General features: G+C 48.7%; 18 protein-coding genes. 2 read left to right on the top strand and 16 right to left on the bottom strand.

The features are described 5' to 3' along the window. Window positions 1-98: 98 nt before the first annotated feature. A complete protein-coding gene (locus AYO36_RS00905; protein ID WP_064299248.1) occupies window positions 99-2,957 on the top strand; it encodes a sensor domain-containing protein in 2,859 nt (952 codons plus the stop codon). A 45-nt stretch (window positions 2,958-3,002) separates the two neighbouring features. On the opposite strand, the gene AYO36_RS00900 is transcribed toward AYO36_RS00905, so the two are convergent. Continuing rightward, a complete protein-coding gene (locus tag AYO36_RS00900) occupies window positions 3,003-4,202 on the bottom strand; it encodes a multidrug efflux MFS transporter (protein WP_064299247.1) in 1,200 nt (399 codons plus the stop codon). A gap of 180 nt (window positions 4,203-4,382) precedes the next feature. Here AYO36_RS00900 and AYO36_RS00895 point away from each other — a divergent pair, with 180 nt between their 5' ends. Continuing rightward, a complete protein-coding gene (locus AYO36_RS00895; RefSeq protein ID WP_064299246.1) occupies window positions 4,383-5,252 on the top strand; it encodes a glycoside hydrolase family 18 protein in 870 nt (289 codons plus the stop codon). A gap of 471 nt (window positions 5,253-5,723) precedes the next feature. Here AYO36_RS00895 and mreB read toward each other — a convergent pair whose 3' ends face one another. From mreB to upp, 15 genes are all read right to left on the bottom strand, one after another. Further along, the gene (gene mreB, locus AYO36_RS00890; protein ID WP_064299245.1) at window positions 5,724-6,704 is read right to left on the bottom strand and encodes a rod shape-determining protein MreB; all 981 of its coding nucleotides are present in this window, start codon (window positions 6,702-6,704) and stop codon (window positions 5,724-5,726) included. A gap of 219 nt (window positions 6,705-6,923) precedes the next feature. Beyond that, window positions 6,924-8,228 carry a UDP-N-acetylglucosamine 1-carboxyvinyltransferase gene (murA, locus tag AYO36_RS00885; protein WP_064299244.1) on the bottom strand — a complete coding sequence of 435 codons (1,305 nt, stop codon included), beginning with the start codon at window positions 8,226-8,228 and terminating at the stop codon, window positions 6,924-6,926. Between the two features lie 251 nt (window positions 8,229-8,479). Then, window positions 8,480-8,713: a DUF1146 domain-containing protein gene (locus tag AYO36_RS00880; RefSeq protein ID WP_029342736.1), complete on the bottom strand. Its 234-nt coding sequence runs from the start codon at window positions 8,711-8,713 to the stop codon at window positions 8,480-8,482. Window positions 8,714-9,028: 315 nt separating this feature from the next. Further along, window positions 9,029-9,442, bottom strand: a complete 414-nt coding sequence (locus tag AYO36_RS00875) for a F0F1 ATP synthase subunit epsilon (RefSeq protein ID WP_023469493.1) — start codon at window positions 9,440-9,442, stop codon at window positions 9,029-9,031. Window positions 9,443-9,468: 26 nt separating this feature from the next. After that, window positions 9,469-10,887, bottom strand: a complete 1,419-nt coding sequence (gene atpD / locus AYO36_RS00870; protein ID WP_064299243.1) for a F0F1 ATP synthase subunit beta — start codon at window positions 10,885-10,887, stop codon at window positions 9,469-9,471. Window positions 10,888-10,923: 36 nt separating this feature from the next. Then, complete coding sequence (gene atpG / locus AYO36_RS00865) at window positions 10,924-11,775, bottom strand: ATP synthase F1 subunit gamma (RefSeq protein ID WP_029342739.1); 852 nt, start codon at window positions 11,773-11,775, stop codon at window positions 10,924-10,926. A gap of 42 nt (window positions 11,776-11,817) precedes the next feature. Further along, window positions 11,818-13,326 (bottom strand): F0F1 ATP synthase subunit alpha, encoded by a 1,509-nt coding sequence (atpA, locus tag AYO36_RS00860; protein ID WP_035395863.1) that lies wholly within the window; start codon window positions 13,324-13,326, stop codon window positions 11,818-11,820. Between the two features lie 19 nt (window positions 13,327-13,345). After that, window positions 13,346-13,879 (bottom strand): F0F1 ATP synthase subunit delta, encoded by a 534-nt coding sequence (locus tag AYO36_RS00855; protein ID WP_050676947.1) that lies wholly within the window; start codon window positions 13,877-13,879, stop codon window positions 13,346-13,348. After that, window positions 13,879-14,412, bottom strand: a complete 534-nt coding sequence (gene atpF, locus AYO36_RS00850; protein WP_023469498.1) for a F0F1 ATP synthase subunit B — start codon at window positions 14,410-14,412, stop codon at window positions 13,879-13,881. Before atpF ends, AYO36_RS00855 begins: the two co-directional genes overlap by 1 nt. 127 nt (window positions 14,413-14,539) lie before the next feature. Continuing rightward, window positions 14,540-14,752, bottom strand: a complete 213-nt coding sequence (gene atpE / locus AYO36_RS00845) for a F0F1 ATP synthase subunit C (protein WP_023469499.1) — start codon at window positions 14,750-14,752, stop codon at window positions 14,540-14,542. Window positions 14,753-14,827: 75 nt separating this feature from the next. Beyond that, a complete protein-coding gene (gene atpB / locus AYO36_RS00840; protein ID WP_023469500.1) occupies window positions 14,828-15,571 on the bottom strand; it encodes a F0F1 ATP synthase subunit A in 744 nt (247 codons plus the stop codon). 8 nt (window positions 15,572-15,579) lie between these two features. Further along, window positions 15,580-15,966 (bottom strand): ATP synthase subunit I, encoded by a 387-nt coding sequence (locus AYO36_RS00835; RefSeq protein WP_023469501.1) that lies wholly within the window; start codon window positions 15,964-15,966, stop codon window positions 15,580-15,582. Continuing rightward, window positions 15,963-16,181, bottom strand: coding sequence for an AtpZ/AtpI family protein (locus AYO36_RS00830; protein ID WP_023469502.1), 219 nt, complete (start codon window positions 16,179-16,181; stop codon window positions 15,963-15,965). The genes AYO36_RS00835 and AYO36_RS00830 overlap by 4 nt, the downstream gene beginning before the upstream one ends. A 765-nt stretch (window positions 16,182-16,946) precedes the next feature. Then, entirely contained in the window at window positions 16,947-18,080 is a 1,134-nt protein-coding gene (gene wecB / locus AYO36_RS00820) for a non-hydrolyzing UDP-N-acetylglucosamine 2-epimerase (protein ID WP_064299241.1), read from the bottom strand. 125 nt (window positions 18,081-18,205) lie between these two features. Beyond that, entirely contained in the window at window positions 18,206-18,835 is a 630-nt protein-coding gene (upp, locus tag AYO36_RS00815; RefSeq protein WP_029342745.1) for a uracil phosphoribosyltransferase, read from the bottom strand. Window positions 18,836-18,906 lie beyond the last annotated feature (71 nt).

Genomic DNA, 18,906 nt, shown 5'->3' with positions numbered 1-18,906 from the left:
TAATCACGTTTGCCTTTTTTTAAATAGATTACATATTCAAAATTGACAAATATTGTTATGCTATAAACAACAAAAACATGATCCTCGAGGTGAAACCTATGAGCTTCTTTAAAAAACGTGCCACTGAACGAACTGTGCCTGGGTCTTTGGATTTATACACACTGTCCGACGTCACTTATTTTTTGGAAAATCATCCGGATGCCGTCTATACGATGGATACAAAAGGTCACTTCATTTCCTTCAACAATAAATTTCCGCTTATGCTCGGTTATGACCGGGATAGTCTTAAGCAACTCCATTTCGAAACGTTTTTAAAGCCCAATGATGTAGAGGAAGTCAAACAGTTCAAGAAACGCGTCTATTCGGGCGAAACCGTCCACTTCACGACGACAGTTCGTCATAAAGACGGACACTGGTTGACGTTGAACGTCACGAATATCCCGATTTACGACCAACGTGTCATCATCGGTCTTTATGGGATTGCCCGTGATGTATCACAGCAACAGGAACTCCGAACCGATTACCAGCGCTTATTGATGAAAGATCGATTGACGAACGCGATCGAAGGGGTCAGTTTCGTTGAATACTTCCCAACGTCGAAAGAAATCGTCGCATCTCCCTCTCTCGCTACACTATTACAACTTTCTAAGAATCACTTAGCGAAGATGGATACCTATGACTTTCTTGAAGAGCTCCATCCAGAAGATCGAACGATTTTCCGCGAACAAAGTCTCGCACTGCATATGGGGCAAATTCCAATCTTCTCGATGCAGTTACGGATGGGGCGCAGAGGTCAATTCCAAAAGATCGTCCACTGTGAAGGTGTCGTTCAGACGGATACGATTCCGAGTTCACTCCTCTTCATTCTTAAGGATGCGACACCGCTCATCCAGCTCGAGCAAGAACGGGATCTTGCGATTGCCTCCCTTAAAAAGTTCTTCACGTCGCTGCATACGACCGCTTACGAGCATCGTTATAAAGACAATACCGTGATGTTTCATGCTGCCGGATTCCTTGAACCGTATACCGATTATCTCCGGCGAATCGAACAGGATCATCAACTGTGGACGAAACTCGTCTCATCAGAAGATCTCATTCTCATGAAAGAGGCATATCCGAAAATTCGTCAAGGGGAAGTCGTTCGACTCGTCTATCGTTTAAACTATCCCGACCGCCAATTCTGGGTCGAAGAGACGTGTATCCCGATCATCGATGCACATGGTGAAGTTCTCGGTCACTATGGTGTCTCGACCGATATCACGCGTCTAAAGGAACAACAGCATGAGATTTGGCACTTGTCGATGCATGACCCGATCACCGATTTACCCAATCATGCCTTTACGTTAGAACAGGTTCGGGAATTATTGAAGCACCGTTCCCCTTTCACTTTATTAACGGTCACGTTTAATCAACACAGCCGTCTCGCTGAGCGATTCGGTCACGAAATCGGGGAAGAATGGATCCGTCAGACGAGTGCAGCCGTGAAAAAGCTTATCAAAAAAGAAGTATTTATTGGTCATCTATTCGGGGATAAATTCCTTATCATCTTAAAAGGTAAGATTGACGAAACACGGGCAATCGGACTTGCTAATCAATTGCTCGAGCTGACCCATCATCGGTTCGACGTCTTGTCTTATGAACTGTTTTCGAAGGTCTTCATCGGCATTACCTATTCCGTCCATCACGACCATACGGCAGAAGAGTTGATTAAACAGACATACACGGCACTCCGCCGTGCCAAGTCGATCTCTAAGAGTAACTTCCAGTTCTATTCATCGAAACTCGACATCACGATGTACCGTCGCTATCAACTCGAACGCGATTTACGCCATGTCATCAAAAAAAATCAACTCTTCCTTGAGTACCAACCGAAAGTCGATAGTTGGAGTGGACGTATCGTTGGTGCAGAAGCGTTAATCCGTTGGGAACATCCGGAGTGGGGACGACTGGCGCCAAAGGATTTCTTATCTCTGTCAGAAGAAAGTGATCTTTACATCCACATCGGTGACTGGGTACTCGATCAAGCGTGCCAATTAATCCGCGATTTACTCGATGAACAACCGGAACATGTCGTTCCGCTATCGATCAACTTATCACCGAAACGATTGTTCTACGGTGATTTTGCGAGTATCGTCGAACGACACTTAAAAAAACACGGTGTTCCTGGACATCTGTTAGAGATTGAACTACTTGAGTCCGATGTACTGCTCGAAGGCGGACAAGTCCTCGAGACACTCGACCGTCTCGTTGATCTCGGTGTCAAACTATCACTCGATGATTTCGGAACGGCTTATTCATCGATTTCTTATGTCCAGCGTTATCCGGTGCATTGCCTGAAGATTGATCGATCGTTCGCGATCCATGCCGAACACGATCCAAAGAGTCTCTCTGTCATTAAAAGTGTCATCTACATGGCGAAGGAATTCGGTTTGACCGTCGTTGCGGAGGGTATCGAAAACATGCAACAACTGAACCTCTATCGGGACTTAGAATGTGACATGATCCAAGGCTATCTTTTCAGTAAACCCGTCGATATCAAGACATTTAAGCAACTACTTGAGAACGGCACGCTTTATCCAAAAGATACGGGAACCGCTCCACCGAAGGAGCCAATTCTTAGTCTGCATGCGAAGGTGACGATTTCGAAGCTGAATGGGCAGCCGATCCAAGTCGGATCGTCTCCAATCTTGATCAATCGCTGTACGAATCGAACGATTTCTTTCTATTCCTCGATTCGATTGCCGGTGAAGCATAAACTGGAACTCTCCCTGCAACTGCACCACCTGACACATCCCGACATCTTTATTGAACCGACGTCGATTTCGGAACTCGATAACGGTCTCTTCTACTATGTCGCTGACTTCCAAGTCCGCGCCTTGTCTCTTATCGTCCAAGAACAGTTGAATCACTCCCATCATTCTCGCGTCGACGACTTCTTCGAACAATCGACTGTATGAAAAAAAGCTTCCATCCCTTTAATCAAACGGGGATGGAAGCTTTCATTAGTTATTCGGATTCTTTTTCAAGACGGCGGTCTGCGTCCGTTCGAGTACGGCATTCGTGATGACGATCAAGCCGGTGAAGAGGAACAAGGCTTCAAAGCCGAAATGACCGGCGATCTGTCCACCAGCGAGTGGTCCGAGGAAGTTCCCCATGAATTGTGCCGACTGGTTGTAACCGAAAATACGACCCGACGAATTCGCTGGTGTGTTCTTACGAAGCAAGGTTTGCACTGACGGTAGCAAAGCAGCCGTTGCAAATCCGATTCCCATCCGCAAGACGATCAACTGGCTAGTATCCGTAACGAACGCCTGCGGAATCAAGAACGCCGCAAAGACGAGTAAGGCAAAGAACAGGACACGCTCTGCCCCAATCTTATCAGACAGCCGACCGAGCCGTTGCGCCGCGATCAAAGCAGCAATCCCGGGTGCAGAGGCCACAATCCCGGATAGCAAAGCGAGTCGTTCCGTACCCGGACTGAGTTCCCGGACGTAGAGCGACAGGATCGGACTGATGGATTGCGCTGCGAACTGAATCAGGAACGTCGTTAAAAAGAGACTTAAAATCAATTCCGGATGACGGAGTGATTGAATGACTTCTTTAGCAGACGCCATCTTTTTGACTTTCAGTGGTACAAATTCTTCTTTGACAAAGAAATAAGTAACGAGGAACGTGATGAAGAGCGGCACGCTCGTAAAGAGAAAAACGGGTCGAAGCCCAACTACATCGGCAAGGAATCCTCCAATGAGAGGTCCTAGCAATCCACCGGCAATCCCACCGGTCGAAAGGGTGCCGAGCGCCCAGCCACTTTTCTCTTTTGGGGTTTGAGAAGCAACGAGTGTGATACCGGCTGAGATGAATCCGGATACGGCTCCCATGACAAGACGTAAAAAGACGAGTTGGTAGACGTCTTGAACAAAACTAATCAAGAACATGACGATCGACATACCAAGACTTGCACGAAGCAACATCAGCTTCCGTCCTTTTCGATCGGCGAGACGACCCCAGATTGGTGAGACGATCGCAGCAATGAGGAAGGTTGCGCCAAAGGCGATACCGGACCAGGTCGTAATATCTTGTCGGCTGTCGACACCGAGTTCTTCAATGAATAAAGGCAAAAACGGTAACACGAGACTGAGGGCTGCAGCGGTCAAAAAACTACCGAACCAGACGACTACTAAATTTCTTTTCCACAATGGCATTGTGGCATCACTTCCTTTTATTTGACAATTCATTTCAATGCAACAACTTTTAATATACACTTCACATTATGAAATGTCTAGGATTTGAACTGTCAAAGTGTAGAACAGGACCTTTGATGCATATAAGCGACTGCTCAACGACCGATAGTAAGGTAATCCACACGAAGGAGTGAAATTGAAATGAAACGCTTTTTGATTGGCGTAGTCTGTCTGTCGTTGCTTCAATTCGGACTACCACTCAAGAGTTCAGCTGCCGTTTCCGTCACTCGTCACACGGTCATCTGGTCCATCCCAGAGGCCAAATCCATTTCAACGAAGATCAATCAGCTGGCAAACAGACAGATGAAACGTGTCTATCTGCATGTCGCTGTCGAGGGTGACCGTACTCTCTACCGAACATTCGTTGAAAAAGCGCACGCTGTCGGCATTGAAGTGTACTTCCTATTCGGACAGCCACGCTGGATCACAAACGAAGGAACGACAGCTCGACCAAACGTTGAAGATCCACTCGCCTGGATCTCGACCTATCAACAGGAAACGATCAGTCACCCGGATGGCATCAGCGTTGATCTCGAACCGTATGCCTTACCGGAATGGGAAACGGACCAACCACGTGTCATCGCCTCCTATGAGCGGATCTTACTCGCCTTCCGCGAGAAAGCGTCCGCTGAAGGACTACCGCTGCAACTGTTCCTCCCGTTCTGGTTCCATACCGTACAGGATGCGAACGGTCGCCCTCTCAGCGAGTGGGCAATGGAGCTCGCCGACGAAGTCACGTTGATGAGTTACCGGACCGTCTATGGTGGTGGGAATGGACTTGGTGCGATCACGATGACGGACGCGCTCTATGCCGCAAGCAACAATCACACGTTATCGTATGCGATCGAGTTCACTGAACTTCCCGAGACACCGGACATCACGTTCTATGGCAAGACGCGGACGCAGCTGAATCAGCTCGTCAATCAAACGATGGCCAGTTCACTACCGCCAAGTGCGATCGTCTATCATGATTTTGAAGCGTACCAAGCGTTCATGCGTAGTACGCAGTGAACTATCTTCATCTGTCTGCCCCCTTTGCTTTTCATCCGCTTTCCTCAGGCGAGACACAAGCCAGTCTTCACTGTTCTCGTATAACAGTGAAGACTGGCTTGTTTGTCTCTGACAGCGCAAAATCGCGCTTTTCCCTGTAGGAGTCGGATGAAGCACAAGGAGGCACATGATCATTTAGTACCATGGCATTGCATTATGTTTAAAACAAAGGGAGTCCAGTTTCCGATACGTACTTCGGAAACCGGACTCCCTATTGGTTTGATTCATATCGAACGAACTTGTCCATTCTCGACTCCTGCAGGAAAAGAAAGTGCAAGCAGCACTTTCGTCAGGGATAGGTAAGACCCGACAACTCGCATGAAATGCGCGCTGTCGCGGCTTACCTCCCGCCTGTGGAAAGCGAGAAGGACAAGACGGTCGTTCTAAGAATGAACTTTTACGAGAGATCATATCCTTTACGCTGACACGCTCTTACTTCCCAAGGTTATCGAGCATGATTCCTGTACCGCGTGCGACACATAACATCGGATCTTCTGCGATCAGAACCGGTAGACCAAGTTCTTTTGCAAGCAGTTGATCAATTCCGTCCAGCAACGCGCCCCCACCTGTTAAGATGATGCCACGGTCGATGATGTCTGCTGCAAGCTCCGGTGGTGTCTTCTCGAGCACACGCTTCGTTGCTTCGACGATCTCCATCGCTGCTTCCGCCAGCGCATCGTGCATCTCTTCCGATGTCACCGTGATGTTGTGTGGTAAACCCGTCACGAGATTCCGTCCGCGAATATCCATCTGCTCGCTCCGTCCATCTTCTGATACAGTGGCAACCGTCGTCTTGACTGCTTGTGCCGTCCGTTCTCCGATGATGAGCTTATGTGTCTCCTTGATCGAACGAATGATGTCGTGGTCGAAACGATCTCCTGCGACCTTGATCGTCTCCCCGCATACGATATCACCCATCGAAAGTACGGCAACATCCGTCGTTCCGCCACCGATATCAATGACCATGTGCCCTGCTGGCATCCAAATGTCCATACCGGCACCAACTGCTGCGACCTTCGGCTCGACTTCGAGGAAGACCGTCTTTGCACCTGACTTTTCACCGGCTTGACGAATTGCCTTCGCCTCAACCGTCGTGATGCTTGCTGGTGTACAGATTAACATCCGGACTCCACCGAACATCTTACGGACTTCAATCTTATCGATGAAATGGCGAAGCATTGCTTCCGTCATTTCAAAATCGGCAATGACACCGTCTTGAAGTGGTCGAATGGCCACAATGTTCCCCGGTGTCCGCCCTACCATCAAGTGTGCTTCCGTACCTACCGCATGAATCTTACCTGTTGCCTTATCGATCGCGACGACCGATGGCTCATCGAGGACGATGCCTCTCCCTTTGACATGAATGACGACGTTCGCCGTCCCTAAGTCGATTCCGATATCTCTTGAAAACATCTCGTGTGCTCTCCTTTACCCACTGGCTATTCTTCCAAAATATAGAACGTCGTTTGGACGTCTAACCCATTTATGTATACATACCTTTCAATTCTAGCATATGCCCCCTCGTGAAACGACTTTCTTTTTCTGCTTTTCGGATTTCATTGTCGTCATTTTTAAAAGACGACAAAAAAGAGCACCATCCCGCAAAATGGGATGATGCTCTTATATAATTGCTTAAAGTTTTGTAGCAGCTGTTTCTTCAACGACTACCGCTTCTTCTGTCACACGCTCTACGTCTGCACCAAGTGCTTGTAACTTCAAGTGGAAGTCGACGTATCCACGGTCGATGTGGTGAAGTGCACCAACGCGTGTTTCGCCTTCAGCGATCAATCCTGCTGTGACGAGTGCTGCACCTGAACGAAGATCCGTTGAAAGAACTTCTGCACCTTGCAACTGTACGCCACCGTTGATGATCGATGAACGACCTTCGATCTTGATGTCAGCGTTCATGCGGCGGAATTCTTCAACGTGCATGAAGCGGTTTTCGAAGACCGTTTCCGTGATAACTGATGTGCCGCCTGCTTTGAGGACGAGTGCCATCATTTGTGCTTGAACATCTGTCGGGAAGCCTGGGTGTGGCATCGTCTTGACGTCAACTGCTTCGAGTTTCGCTGGACCGACGACGCGGAGCCCTTCTTCTGTATCCGTGATCTTAACGCCCATCTCTTCCATCTTCGAGATGAGTGGACGAAGGTGTTCGCGCTCAGCACCGATGACTTCGACGTCACCTTCTGTGATTGCTGCTGCGATCATGAACGTACCTGCTTCGATTCGGTCAGGAATGACGTAGTGTGTTGCACCGTGTAATTTCTCGACGCCTTCGATGCGGATCGTTTCTGTACCTGCACCGCGGACTTTTGCGCCCATTGCGTTCAAGAAGTTCGCAAGGTCAACGATTTCTGGTTCTTTTGCGACGTTCTCGATGACTGTCGTTCCTTCTGCGAGTGTCGCAGCCATCATGATGTTTTCTGTCGCACCGACAGATGGGAAGTCGAGGTAGATTTTTGCACCTTGGAGGCGACCGTCGACATGTGCTTCAACGAATCCGTTTCCGATGATTGTTTTTGCGCCCATCGCTTCGAATCCTTTCAAGTGAAGATCGATCGGACGTGATCCAATTGCACATCCACCTGGCATTGCGACACGTGCGCGCCCGAGGCGTGCAAGTAATGGACCCATGACGAGAATCGAAGCTCGCATTTTACGCACGTACTCGAGTGGTGCCTCGTCTTTGAGATTCGGCTCTGCATTGACCGTCACCGTGTTCGCTTCTGCGTCGAATCCGACTTCCGCGTTCAAGTTGCGTAAGACGTTATTGATTGTATAGACGTCTGCTAGACGTGGTACGTTTTGAAGAACTGATTGTCCCTCTGATGCAAGCAATGTCGCGACAAGTGTTTTTAAGACCGCGTTCTTTGCACCTTCTACTTTGACTGTTCCAGCTAATTTACGTCCGCCACGGACAACGATTTTTTCCATTCTCCCTACTCCTCTGCTTCGTTTCTGTTCTAGTATGTTCAATTCGTGATTGGTGAGGATCATAGTTGGAATTCAACGAATGTTAGAAAAGAAACTTCCCTATAGTTGATCTCTTACTACAAAGCCAATACGACGTTTCGATTGTAATGTTAGATGATTGCTAAATGACTGTGTTCCTTCATTGAAAGAGCAGTGTCCTGTTCCATGGTAAAACAAATTACCATTTCAGGGTTTACAATGCAGTTACAAGTTCACCCGATTAAAAACTGAAGACGTTGTGCAAAACCGGCATAATCCAGTAAAAAGCGCGCTACGATGGATCCGAGTGCAATCGCAAGAATCGTTCGTAAGGCTACCGCATGCGGTCCTTTAGGATGTTGCAGGATTTTCTCCCATTTGACTGGTAACAAGGACCACCAAGCGAGTAAAATCGCTACGATATAGACCAGCATACTAACTAACGCACTCACACCAATAGATGTCACTTTCGTTGCACCTCTTCTTCATAGTTTCTTCAACTCTACTATGATTTCATAAAATGAATGATTGCGCAAACAAAAAAGAACACGCTGAATTAATTTTAGCGTATAAAATATATTTATTGAAGATAAATTTGGTCTTCTACTGAAAAAAGGTTGAAGAATTCGTGAAGACGAGGCATATAGTGTACTTTTACATTTTTGCAGTATTTTAAACCTGTATCCTTCATCGTGTTGCGAAAACGGTTGCCATACGGAAAATCATTGATGATTTGTACAAAAAAACCCCAGTTCCGCGAACGGAACCGGGGTTTCATCAAATCAATCGCGACCGTAGTCTTTCAAGCTGAGACGGTTAACTGCTCGTTTCAGTGAAAGTTCAGCACGCTTGAATTCGAGTTCTGATAATTTCGTGTCCTGGAGACGACGTTCTGCACGAACCTTCGCAGCTGCAGCACGGTCATAGTCGACCTTGTCTGCTTGCTCCGCAGTTTCCGCAAGAACCGTTACAGTATCCTGGCGCACTTCCATAAAGCCACCGCTGATAGCGATCAACGTGCGTCCGCCATCTTCGTGGCGCAACTTCAAGATGCTGATATCGAGTGGTGTTACGAGTGGGACGTGGTGCGGGAGAACCCCGATCTCACCAGAAATCGTCTTCGCAACGACCATACGGATATCGCCATCATACACTTCGCCATCCGGGGTGACGATATTGACATGAAGTGTGTTCATCTCAAGTCCCCCTTATGCTTTGTCACTTAGACAAGCGCCTTCGCTTTTTCAATCGCATCTTCGATCGGACCAACGAGACGGAATGCTTCTTCCGTTAAGTCATCGTGTTTACCTTCGAGGATTTCTTTGAAGCCGCGGATCGTGTCCTTAACTGGGACGTACGATCCTTTTTGTCCTGTGAACTGCTCAGCTACGTGGAAGTTCTGCGACAAGAAGAACTGGATACGACGCGCACGGTGTACAGTCAATTTGTCGTCTTCTGACAACTCGTCCATACCGAGGATTGCGATGATATCTTGAAGTTCTTTATAACGCTGAAGTGTTTCCTGAACTTGACGTGCAACACCGTAGTGCTCTTCGCCGACGATTTCCGGTGAAAGGGCGCGTGATGTCGAAGCAAGTGGATCCACGGCAGGATAGATCCCCATCTCAGAGAGACGGCGCTCAAGGTTCGTCGTTGCATCTAAGTGAGCAAACGTCGTCGCAGGAGCCGGGTCAGTATAGTCATCGGCTGGTACATAAACTGCTTGAATCGATGTAACCGAACCTTTGTTTGTTGATGTGATTCGCTCTTGGAGCATACCCATCTCTGTTGCGAGTGTCGGCTGGTAACCAACGGCAGATGGCATACGACCGAGAAGGGCCGATACCTCAGAACCTGCTTGTGTGTAACGGAAGATGTTATCAACGAAGAGAAGAACGTCTTGTCCTTGCTCATCACGGAAGTATTCTGCCATTGTCAAACCAGTCAAGGCAACACGAAGACGTGCACCCGGTGGTTCGTTCATCTGACCGAAGACCATCGCTGTTTGTTTGATAACGCCTGAATCCGTCATCTCGTGGAACAAGTCATTTCCTTCACGAGTTCGCTCACCAACACCTGCGAATACCGAGATACCGCTGTGCTCTTGGGCGATGTTGTTGATCAATTCCTGGATGAGGACGGTCTTACCTACACCCGCACCACCGAAGAGACCGATCTTACCACCCTTGATGTAAGGAGCGAGCAAGTCGACGACTTTAATTCCAGTCTCGAGAATTTCAACTTTCGTTGAAAGGTTATCGAAAGTCGGTGCTTTTTTGTGGATCGGAAGACGTTCCACGTCAGCAGCGATTTCTTTTTCATCAATTGGGTTACCGAGTACGTTGAAGACGCGACCAAGTGTCGCTTCTCCGACGGGTACCGAGATTGGAGCATTCGTATCGATTACTTCCATTCCACGGCGTACTCCATCCGTTGAGTCCATCGCAATGGTACGGACGACGTCGTCACCAAGGTGCAGGGCGACCTCAAGCGTCAAGTCGATAGCCACTTCTTCTACAGTTTGCGGCGTATATTGAATACGAAGCGCGTTGTAGATGTTCGGTAAGTGTCCTTCGAACTTAACGTCGATGACAGGTCCCATGACCGCGACGACGCGGCCTTTTAAACCGAGTTCGTTCATCGTGTTTCCTCCTACCTATCGTTACGTCAGTCGGGATTACTGCTGTGCAGCAGCCCCACTGACGATCTCTGTGATTTCTTGCGTGATTGCAGCTTGTCGAGCTCGGTTGTAGACGAGAGTCAATCGACCGATCAAGTCATCTGCGTTATCTGTCGCACTTTGCATTGCTGTCATACGTGACGCATGTTCTGCTACTTTCGCGTCAAGAAGCGCACCGAAGATCAAGCTCTCCGCATAACGCGGGAGGAGTTCAGCAAGGATTTGTTCCTCGCTTGGCTCGTACTCATAAGTCGTCGAAGACGAAGCTTCGATTTCTCCGAGTGGGAGAAGAGTTTCGACTTTCACTTCTTGGCTGATGACAGATAAGAAGTGGTTGTAGCACAGCTTGAGCTCGTCGATTTCGCCAAGCGTGAACGCACTCACTGTGCGCTTCACGATTTCAGCGACGTCGACATACGAAGGAGAATCGTTCAAACCTGTGATCGCATCCGTGACCGTGATTCCGCGTGAACGGAAGAACTGGACACCAACTTTACCGACCACGAAGAGAACGTAACTGTCCGCAGTATGCTTTTCTTTGATTTCCCGGTAGACTTCACGCAGCACGTTGGCGTTATATGCACCAGCTAAGCCGCGATCCGATGTGATGACGATGTAGCCCGTCTTTTGGACGGGACGTTTCTCGAGCATCGGATGGCTCGCACCTGTCGTGCCATTCGCAATGGTTCCGAGTACCTCTTGCATTTTCAGCATGTAAGGTTGGAACTTCGCGCTATGTGCTTGAGCGCGGTTCAGTTTCGACGCCGAAACCATGTTCATCGCTTTCGTGATCTGTTTCGTACTTTTCGTCGAGTTGATCCGCGTTTGTATCTCGCGCAACGATGCCATTTCGATTCACCACCTTGTTAGTATCAAGAGCGTTCCGCCGGATTAAACCGTCGCTTGGAACGTTTTCTTAAATTCTGAGATTGCTGCTACGAGCTCTTCGTCTGCTGGAAGGTTACCTGTCTTACGGATCTCATCGCAAAGTTGTTTGCGGTTTTGATCGAGCCAGAGGTTGAGTTCCTTTTCAAAACGACGAATATCCGTTACAGCAACATCATCAAGGTGACCACGAGTCAAGGCATAGATGATGATGACTTGCTTATCGACAGTAAGTGGTTGGTTCAAGTCTTGTTTCAAGACTTCAACTGTCCGCTCACCACGGTTAAGCTTCGATTGAGTCGCTTTATCAAGGTCAGATCCGAACTGAGCGAATGCTTCAAGCTCACGGTAAGATGCGAGGTCAAGACGGAGCGTACCCGCTACCTTCTTCATCGCTTTTACTTGAGCCGAACCACCTACACGCGATACCGAGAGACCCGGGTTGATCGCGGGACGGACACCTGAGAAGAAGAGATCCGATTGAAGGAAGATTTGACCATCCGTGATCGAGATAACGTTCGTCGGGATATAAGCTGAGATATCCGACGCTTGTGTCTCGATGAACGGAAGAGCAGTCAAGCTACCTGCACCAAGCTCGTCGTTCAACTTCGCCGCACGCTCAAGAAGGCGTGAGTGGAGGTAGAAGACATCCCCTGGGTAAGCTTCGCGGCCTGGTGGGCGTTTCAAAAGAAGTGAAAGCTCACGGTAAGCAGCTGCTTGTTTTGAAAGATCATCATAGATGACAAGAACGTGTTTGCCTTGGTCCATGAAGTGTTCACCCATCGCGACACCTGCGAATGGTGCGAGGTAAAGAAGTGGAGCTGGCTGTGAAGCCGCTGCCGAAACGACGATCGTGTAATCGAGGGCACCGTTTTTACGGAGCGTCTCGACGACGCCACGGACTGTTGATTCTTTTTGTCCGATTGCGACGTAGATACAGATCATGTTTTCTTCTTTTTGGTTGATGATCGTATCGATTGCGATCGACGTTTTACCCGTCTGACGGTCACCGATGATCAACTCACGCTGTCCACGACCGATTGGAACGAGGGCATCGATCGCCTTGATTCCTGTCTGAAGTGGTTCGTGTACCGATTTACGCGCCATGACGCCAGACGCCTTACGCTCGATCGGGTTGTAGTGTTCTGTTTCGATTGGACCAAGACCATCGATTGGCATACCGAGTGGGTTGACGACACGTCCGAGGAGTGCGTCTCCTGTTGGTACTTCCATGATGCGGCCCGTACGGCGAACAGAGTCGCCTTCTTTGATTTCAAGGTAGTCACCGAGGATGATGATACCGACGTTGCCTTCTTCTAAGTTTTGCGCCAAGCCCATTGTGCCGTTAGCGAATTCTACGAGCTCTCCCGACATGACGTTGTCGAGTCCGTGTGCACGAGCGATACCATCACCGATTTGGATGACCGTACCTGTCTCGTTCACTTCCATCGTAGAACCGTACTGCGCGATACGCGCTTTAAGCAGGGCGCTGATTTCTTCAGCTCTAATGCTCATGCGTTTCACCCCTATTTTCTTACGCTTTTAACAGCTCACGCTCAAGGCGCGTTAGTTTAGTTTCGATCGTACCGTCATATGTCGTATAACCGATTTGGACGCGAAGTCCTCCGATGACACGCGTGTCGACGACGTTCTCGACTTCAAGCGTTTTACCTGATTTTTGGCCAAACGTCTCTTTCACTTTCGTGAGTTCCTCGTCCGACAATTTGTATGCACTCGTGACGATTGCCGTCGCGACATTGCGGTGTTCATTCAATAATGCAATGAAGTGTTCCGGTAATGTAACGATCTCTGCTGCCCGGTCGTTTTCGACCATGACGAGCAATGTGTTCAAGACGATCGAGTTGAAGCCAGTGAAGCTTGTTTGAAGAACTTGCTTGAGCTCTTCAGCAGAAATCGATGGGTTATCTAAAACCGAAGCGAGCTCTGGTGTTGCGTGGAGCACTTCGCCGAGCGTCCGCACATCAGCTTCTGCTTGCTCGAGCACATGGTGCTCAAGCGCAAGATCGAAGAGCGCTTTTGCGTAGCGTCCCGCTACGTGATCACGCATTAGTTCGTGCCCTTAGTATCAGCAAGGAATTGATCGACGAGTGCTTTTTGAGCGGCTTCGTCTGTCGCAAGCTGTGTTTTCATGACGTGGCGTGCTGCAGCGATTGCTTGAAGAGCGACATCGTTCTTCAAAGCAGCTTGTGCTTCAGCGCGTTCACGTTCGATCGCACGGCGAGCTTCTTCCTTACTCATTTCGGATTCAAGACGTGCCTGCTCCATCGCACGTGCTTGCTCTGCTTCTGCCTGACGGCGTGATGCTTCTAAAAGGTCGCGTGCTTCCGTACGCGCCTTGTTTAATTCTTCGCGTTGTTGTTCTACGTAGACTTCAGCGTCTTTACGGCTCTTTTCAGCCGAGTTGATCTCGCTAGCCACATGCTCTTCCCGCGCTTTCATCATGTTGACGAGCGGGCCCCATGCGAATTTCTTCAAGAGGATGAGGAGCAAGAGGAAAACGACGATCGTGACGATCATGTTGGCTAATAAGAGTTGGTTGCCTTCGCCACCAGCCTCTGCCGCAAGATACGTTAGATTCATTCGATTACACTCCCCTCGTGGTTGGTTCAACTTCAATATCTACATAAGGGAGCCTAAGCTCCCGTGACGGTTCACTCAAACGTTGAACGAATAGCGCCCTATGTAGTCCGTTCTCGTTAATCGTGGATTAAGAGTTGAGAAGAAGGAAACCGACCGCTACACCGATGATTGGAAGTGCCTCAACGAGACCGATACCGATGAACATTGTTTGACGAAGTTCGTTTTTGAGTTCTGGCTGACGTGCTTGACCTAATACTGTACCGTTTACGATAAGACCGTTACCGATACCTGCGCCGAGTGCGCCGAGTCCGATGATGATCGCTGTTGCAATAAGATTCATGATAAATTGCCTCCCTAGAGTATGTTCATTGATTTGTCGTGCTGTTATCGGAAAAGCGGATGCTTTACCTTCGAATTAATGGTCGTGCGCTGCCTTATGTCCGATGTAAACCATCGTCAGGATAAGGAAGATGTACGCTTGGATACCACCGATGAAGAGTGAGAATCCTTGCCAGATCAACATCGGGATACCCGAGATGATTGCGCCGACTGGTCCGAGGAATTGGAAATCGTTCGTACCAGAGACGATACCGATCGAAAGAATGATTCCGATCATGATTTCACCAGCGAAGATGTTTCCGTAAAGACGAAGACCGAGCGTCAACGTGTTTGCAAACTCCTCGATGATGGTAATGATAAACATCGGTGTCATGAATGTTTTCGCATAAGCACCGAAGCCTCGCATTTTCACACCGTAGTAATGACTTAAGACTACTACGAGAGATGAAAGTGCCAGTGTCACGTAAGGATCTGCAGTTGGTGAGTTGAACCAAATGTAGTGTCCCGTCACGACGTTGAATGGGAGACCCATGATGTTGGACACAAGGATGAACAGGAATAATGTCATTCCGAACGTAAGGAAGCGACCCCCTGTTTTCCAGTCCATCGTGCTGCTGATGATGCCGCGAACGAATTCGAGGAACATCTCCATCACGTTTTGAGCACCGGTTGGCTTCATCACAAGACGTCGCGTACCGGCCACGGCAATCAAGAAGACGAGAGCAGCAGCAATCAATACTGTGATCAAGTTCGTCCAGCTACCGTACAGAACGAAGTCACCCCAGAGTGGGATTTCGTAAAGTGGCATTTCGTGGTTCATTTGACTATTCACCTCTTTTCCCGCTTGAGTTCGTGAGTCAAGAACTCACAAAATTGTATGACGTGGCCGGCGAGAAGGCCTATTACCACCGCAGTTAATGACAATTCAGTTTGATATTTCAAACCGATCATCACACAAAGTACCGCGACCGCCATGCGTGAAACGGTCCCTCGAGACACTGGCTTACGCCCCGTCTCGATTACACGATACATCCGATCGACGCTAAGTCGTTGAAGCGTCAAGATCAGAAAGCTGCCAGTTCCACCAAGTGCTAGTCCATAAATGACTGGGTCACTCGGGCGTCCGATGAGCAGCAGGACAGCAAGGATTCCATAAAAGAGTCCAAACCATCGTAAGTACGCACGATACAACGCATCTTGAAGGATGATGTTCATGTCTTCTCCCCTAACAAGTGCCTGATCATGGCGATCATGCAAAGAATGCCGATGAAAATCCCGATGAACACGGCGAATGTCGCACCCATTTTTTCCCACCATTGTTGTTGTTCCCCATAGTTCCCAACCAAAAAGCCAATGACGATCGGTGCAGCCAGTGCCGTCGAAATTTGCGAGGCCATGACCATACTCTTCGCGAGCCCACTTTGGCGCACTAGAGACGACCCCCTTTTTTCCCAATTGTGAGTTCTTTTTCTTTCCCACAATTTGCGGATTTTCATACTAGTCAAGAATACAATGAAGCAGCTTTCATAGTCAAATGAATTCACAATAAAAACAGAGCCGAAAAACCTATACATATCAACGATTGATAAGGTTTTCACAGATGTCATCCATGCAAGTCATTTCACGAAGATGTGAAGAAAATATGTAGTACTATCAACGGTTAAAGAGATTGTTCATATGGTGAACAAAACCGTTGAATAGTAACGTTATATCGTGCCCGTTAAAGCGAAACAAGACCTCTAAAATTGATTTGTGTCGATTTTGTGAAAAAACATTTTTTGTTCACAATTGAAAACGCTTCCGAATCGGGACATAAAAACAGCTCTGACATCTGTTTGTAATAATACATTTCAGCGATTTCCATTTTTTCAATCGTGCGGTACGTCACAGCTTGAATCGTCATCGTTTCCTTTCCAGTTTCAAGGTCATCTGGTTTTACATTTTCTAAACAAATGAGCTGATTTTAGCGGAAATGACAAAAATAATATAGCTCCTTCGTGTAAGAAGCTACATATACTAGTATTTTATCTTGCTTTGAATTTTCCACGCTTCCTTCACCCGCTTTCCTCAGGCGAGACACAAGCCAGGATTCACGTTCCTTCCGGTCCGTGAATTCGGGTCTTGTTCGTCTCTGACAGCGCGACTTGTCGCGCTTTCTCCTGTAGGAGTCGGGTGATGACGCGTGTTGTCCTACTTCATTGCGTGAGTAACGGTGCCGGAGCTTCCCCTTGACCGAAGTGATGCAAGATCGCTTGGACGATGCGTTCTGAGGCATGACCATCTCCGTACGGGTTCGAAGCATGCGCCATCTCTTGATAAAGTGTTTCGTTCGTCAACAATTCCGTTGCCATCTGATAAATCGTCTCTTCTTCCGTACCGGCAAGTTTCAACGTTCCTGCAGCAATCCCTTCCGGGCGCTCTGTCGTGTCGCGTAAGACAAGCACAGGTACACCAAGTGACGGCGCTTCTTCCTGTACGCCACCCGAGTCAGTCAGGATCAAATGCGCACGACTTGCGAAGTTGTGGAAGTCGAACACGTCGAGCGGAGCAATCAACGAAATCCGGTCATGCCCCTCAAAGACCGTTTTCGCTGCTTCTTGAACGACCGGATTGAGGTGGACCGGATAAACGACATGTGTATCCGGGAACGCATCGACGAGACGACGGATCGCTCGGAACATCTGATGCATCTTTTCGCCTTGGTTCTCACGACGGTGCGCTGTCATCAAGATCAGCTTCCGATCCCCGACCGTCTCAAGCATCGGATGGACGTAATCGGTTTGGACGGTCGTCTGCAGGGCATCGATCGCCGTATTCCCCGTGATGTAGACACCAGCATGACGATTTTCGGATGCGAGATTCGCTGCAGCTTGCGCTGTCGGAGCGAAATGTAAGTCCGCAAGCGTCGACGTCAACTGACGATTGACCTCTTCCGGGAACGGCGAGTACTTATTATACGTGCGCAGTCCCGCCTCGACGTGACCGACTGCGATCTGATTGTAATAGGCAGCCAGGCTTCCGACGAACGTCGTCGTCGTATCCCCATGAACGAGGACAAGATCTGGCTTGATCTCCTTCATGATCGCATCGAGTCCCTCGAGACCACGCGTCGTAATATCAACAAGTGTCTGACGTTGCTTCATGATATTTAAATCATGATCCGGTTCAATCTCGAACAGTTCGAGCACTTGATCGAGCATCTCGCGGTGCTGGGCAGTGATCGTAACATGAACATCAAAAGCAGGGTGTTGCTTCAGGGCATTGACGAGCGGTGCCATCTTGATGGCTTCCGGTCGTGTCCCGAAAATCGGCATGACTGTAATCGGCATGGTGACTTCCTCCTTTTTTCCTTTTTTCATTAAAGCATATTTCAGCAGTCTTGCGCAGTTTACGAAATAGCAACGAAAAGACCGCAGATCATCGTCTGCGGTCTTTTTGTGTATCTTGCTGTTTTTTACTTCGTTCCGAAGAGACGGTCTCCTGCATCACCGAGTCCTGGGACGATATATCCGTGGTCGTCCAACTTCTCGTCGAGTGCCGCGAGATAGATGTCGACATCCGGGTGTTCTTCTTGAACGCGTTTGACGCCTTCAGGTGCTGCACAGAGACATGCGAGCTTGATGCTCTTTGCCCCTTGTTTCTTTAAGGAGGAGATGGCGTCTGCCGCCGAACCACCTGTCGCAAGCATCGGGTCAACGACGACGAAATCACGTTCTGCGACGTCTGTTGGGAGCTTGAGGTAGTATTCCGTTGGCTCGAGTGTCTCTGGGTCACGGTACAAACCGATGTGACCGACTTTGACGTTCGGCATCATGCGGAGCATGCCGTCGACCATACCGAGACCGGCGCGGAGAATCGGGACGATCCCGAGTTTCTTGCCTTCGATCATCTTTTGCGTCGTCTTCGTGACCGGTGTCTCGATCGCGACATCTGTGAGTGGAAGGTCACGTGTGATTTCATATGCCATCAATGAAGCCACCTCGTCGACAAGTTCCCGGAATTGTTTCGTTCCTGTTTCGACTTTACGCATGATCGTCATCTTGTGCTGAATCAATGGGTGATCAAATACATGTACTTTACTCATTGTTTGCATCTCCTCTCCATTCTCTTTTCGCATTGTACTCTAAAAACGTACTGCTTGGGAACTGTTTTTTC

It is taken from the genome of Exiguobacterium sp. KKBO11 (assembly GCF_001644945.1).
In the GTDB taxonomy this organism is placed as follows: Bacteria; Bacillota; Bacilli; order Exiguobacteriales; family Exiguobacteriaceae; genus Exiguobacterium_A; species Exiguobacterium_A abrahamii.
Note: the sequence above shows the minus strand (reverse complement) of the source record. Positions and strands in the feature narration are given on the sequence as shown.

Coding starts and splice junctions, on each gene's coding strand:
- mreB (WP_064299245.1), bottom strand. CDS start 6,704: ATGTTTTCAAGAGATATCGGAATCGACTTAGGGACGGCGAACGTCGTC.
- AYO36_RS00895 (WP_064299246.1), top strand. CDS start 4,383: ATGAAACGCTTTTTGATTGGCGTAGTCTGTCTGTCGTTGCTTCAATTC.
- AYO36_RS00905 (WP_064299248.1), top strand. CDS start 99: ATGAGCTTCTTTAAAAAACGTGCCACTGAACGAACTGTGCCTGGGTCT.
- AYO36_RS00900 (WP_064299247.1), bottom strand. CDS start 4,202: ATGCCATTGTGGAAAAGAAATTTAGTAGTCGTCTGGTTCGGTAGTTTT.
- wecB (WP_064299241.1), bottom strand. CDS start 18,080: ATGCCGATTACAGTCATGCCGATTTTCGGGACACGACCGGAAGCCATC.
- atpE (WP_023469499.1), bottom strand. CDS start 14,752: ATGAATCTTATTGCAACAGCGATCATCATCGGACTCGGCGCACTCGGC.
- AYO36_RS00835 (WP_023469501.1), bottom strand. CDS start 15,966: ATGAACATCATCCTTCAAGATGCGTTGTATCGTGCGTACTTACGATGG.
- murA (WP_064299244.1), bottom strand. CDS start 8,228: ATGGAAAAAATCGTTGTCCGTGGCGGACGTAAATTAGCTGGAACAGTC.
- atpD (WP_064299243.1), bottom strand. CDS start 10,887: ATGAACGAACTCGGTTTAAAAGGCCGCGTCGTCGCGGTCATGGGACCT.
- atpF (WP_023469498.1), bottom strand. CDS start 14,412: ATGAATCTAACGTATCTTGCGGCAGAGGCTGGTGGCGAAGGCAACCAA.
- atpG (WP_029342739.1), bottom strand. CDS start 11,775: ATGGCATCGTTGCGCGAGATACAAACGCGGATCAACTCGACGAAAAGT.
- AYO36_RS00855 (WP_050676947.1), bottom strand. CDS start 13,879: ATGCGTGATCACGTAGCGGGACGCTACGCAAAAGCGCTCTTCGATCTT.
- atpA (WP_035395863.1), bottom strand. CDS start 13,326: ATGAGCATTAGAGCTGAAGAAATCAGCGCCCTGCTTAAAGCGCGTATC.
- atpB (WP_023469500.1), bottom strand. CDS start 15,571: ATGAACCACGAAATGCCACTTTACGAAATCCCACTCTGGGGTGACTTC.
- upp (WP_029342745.1), bottom strand. CDS start 18,835: ATGAGTAAAGTACATGTATTTGATCACCCATTGATTCAGCACAAGATG.
- AYO36_RS00875 (WP_023469493.1), bottom strand. CDS start 9,442: ATGAACACACTTCATGTCAATATCGTCACCCCGGATGGCGAAGTGTAT.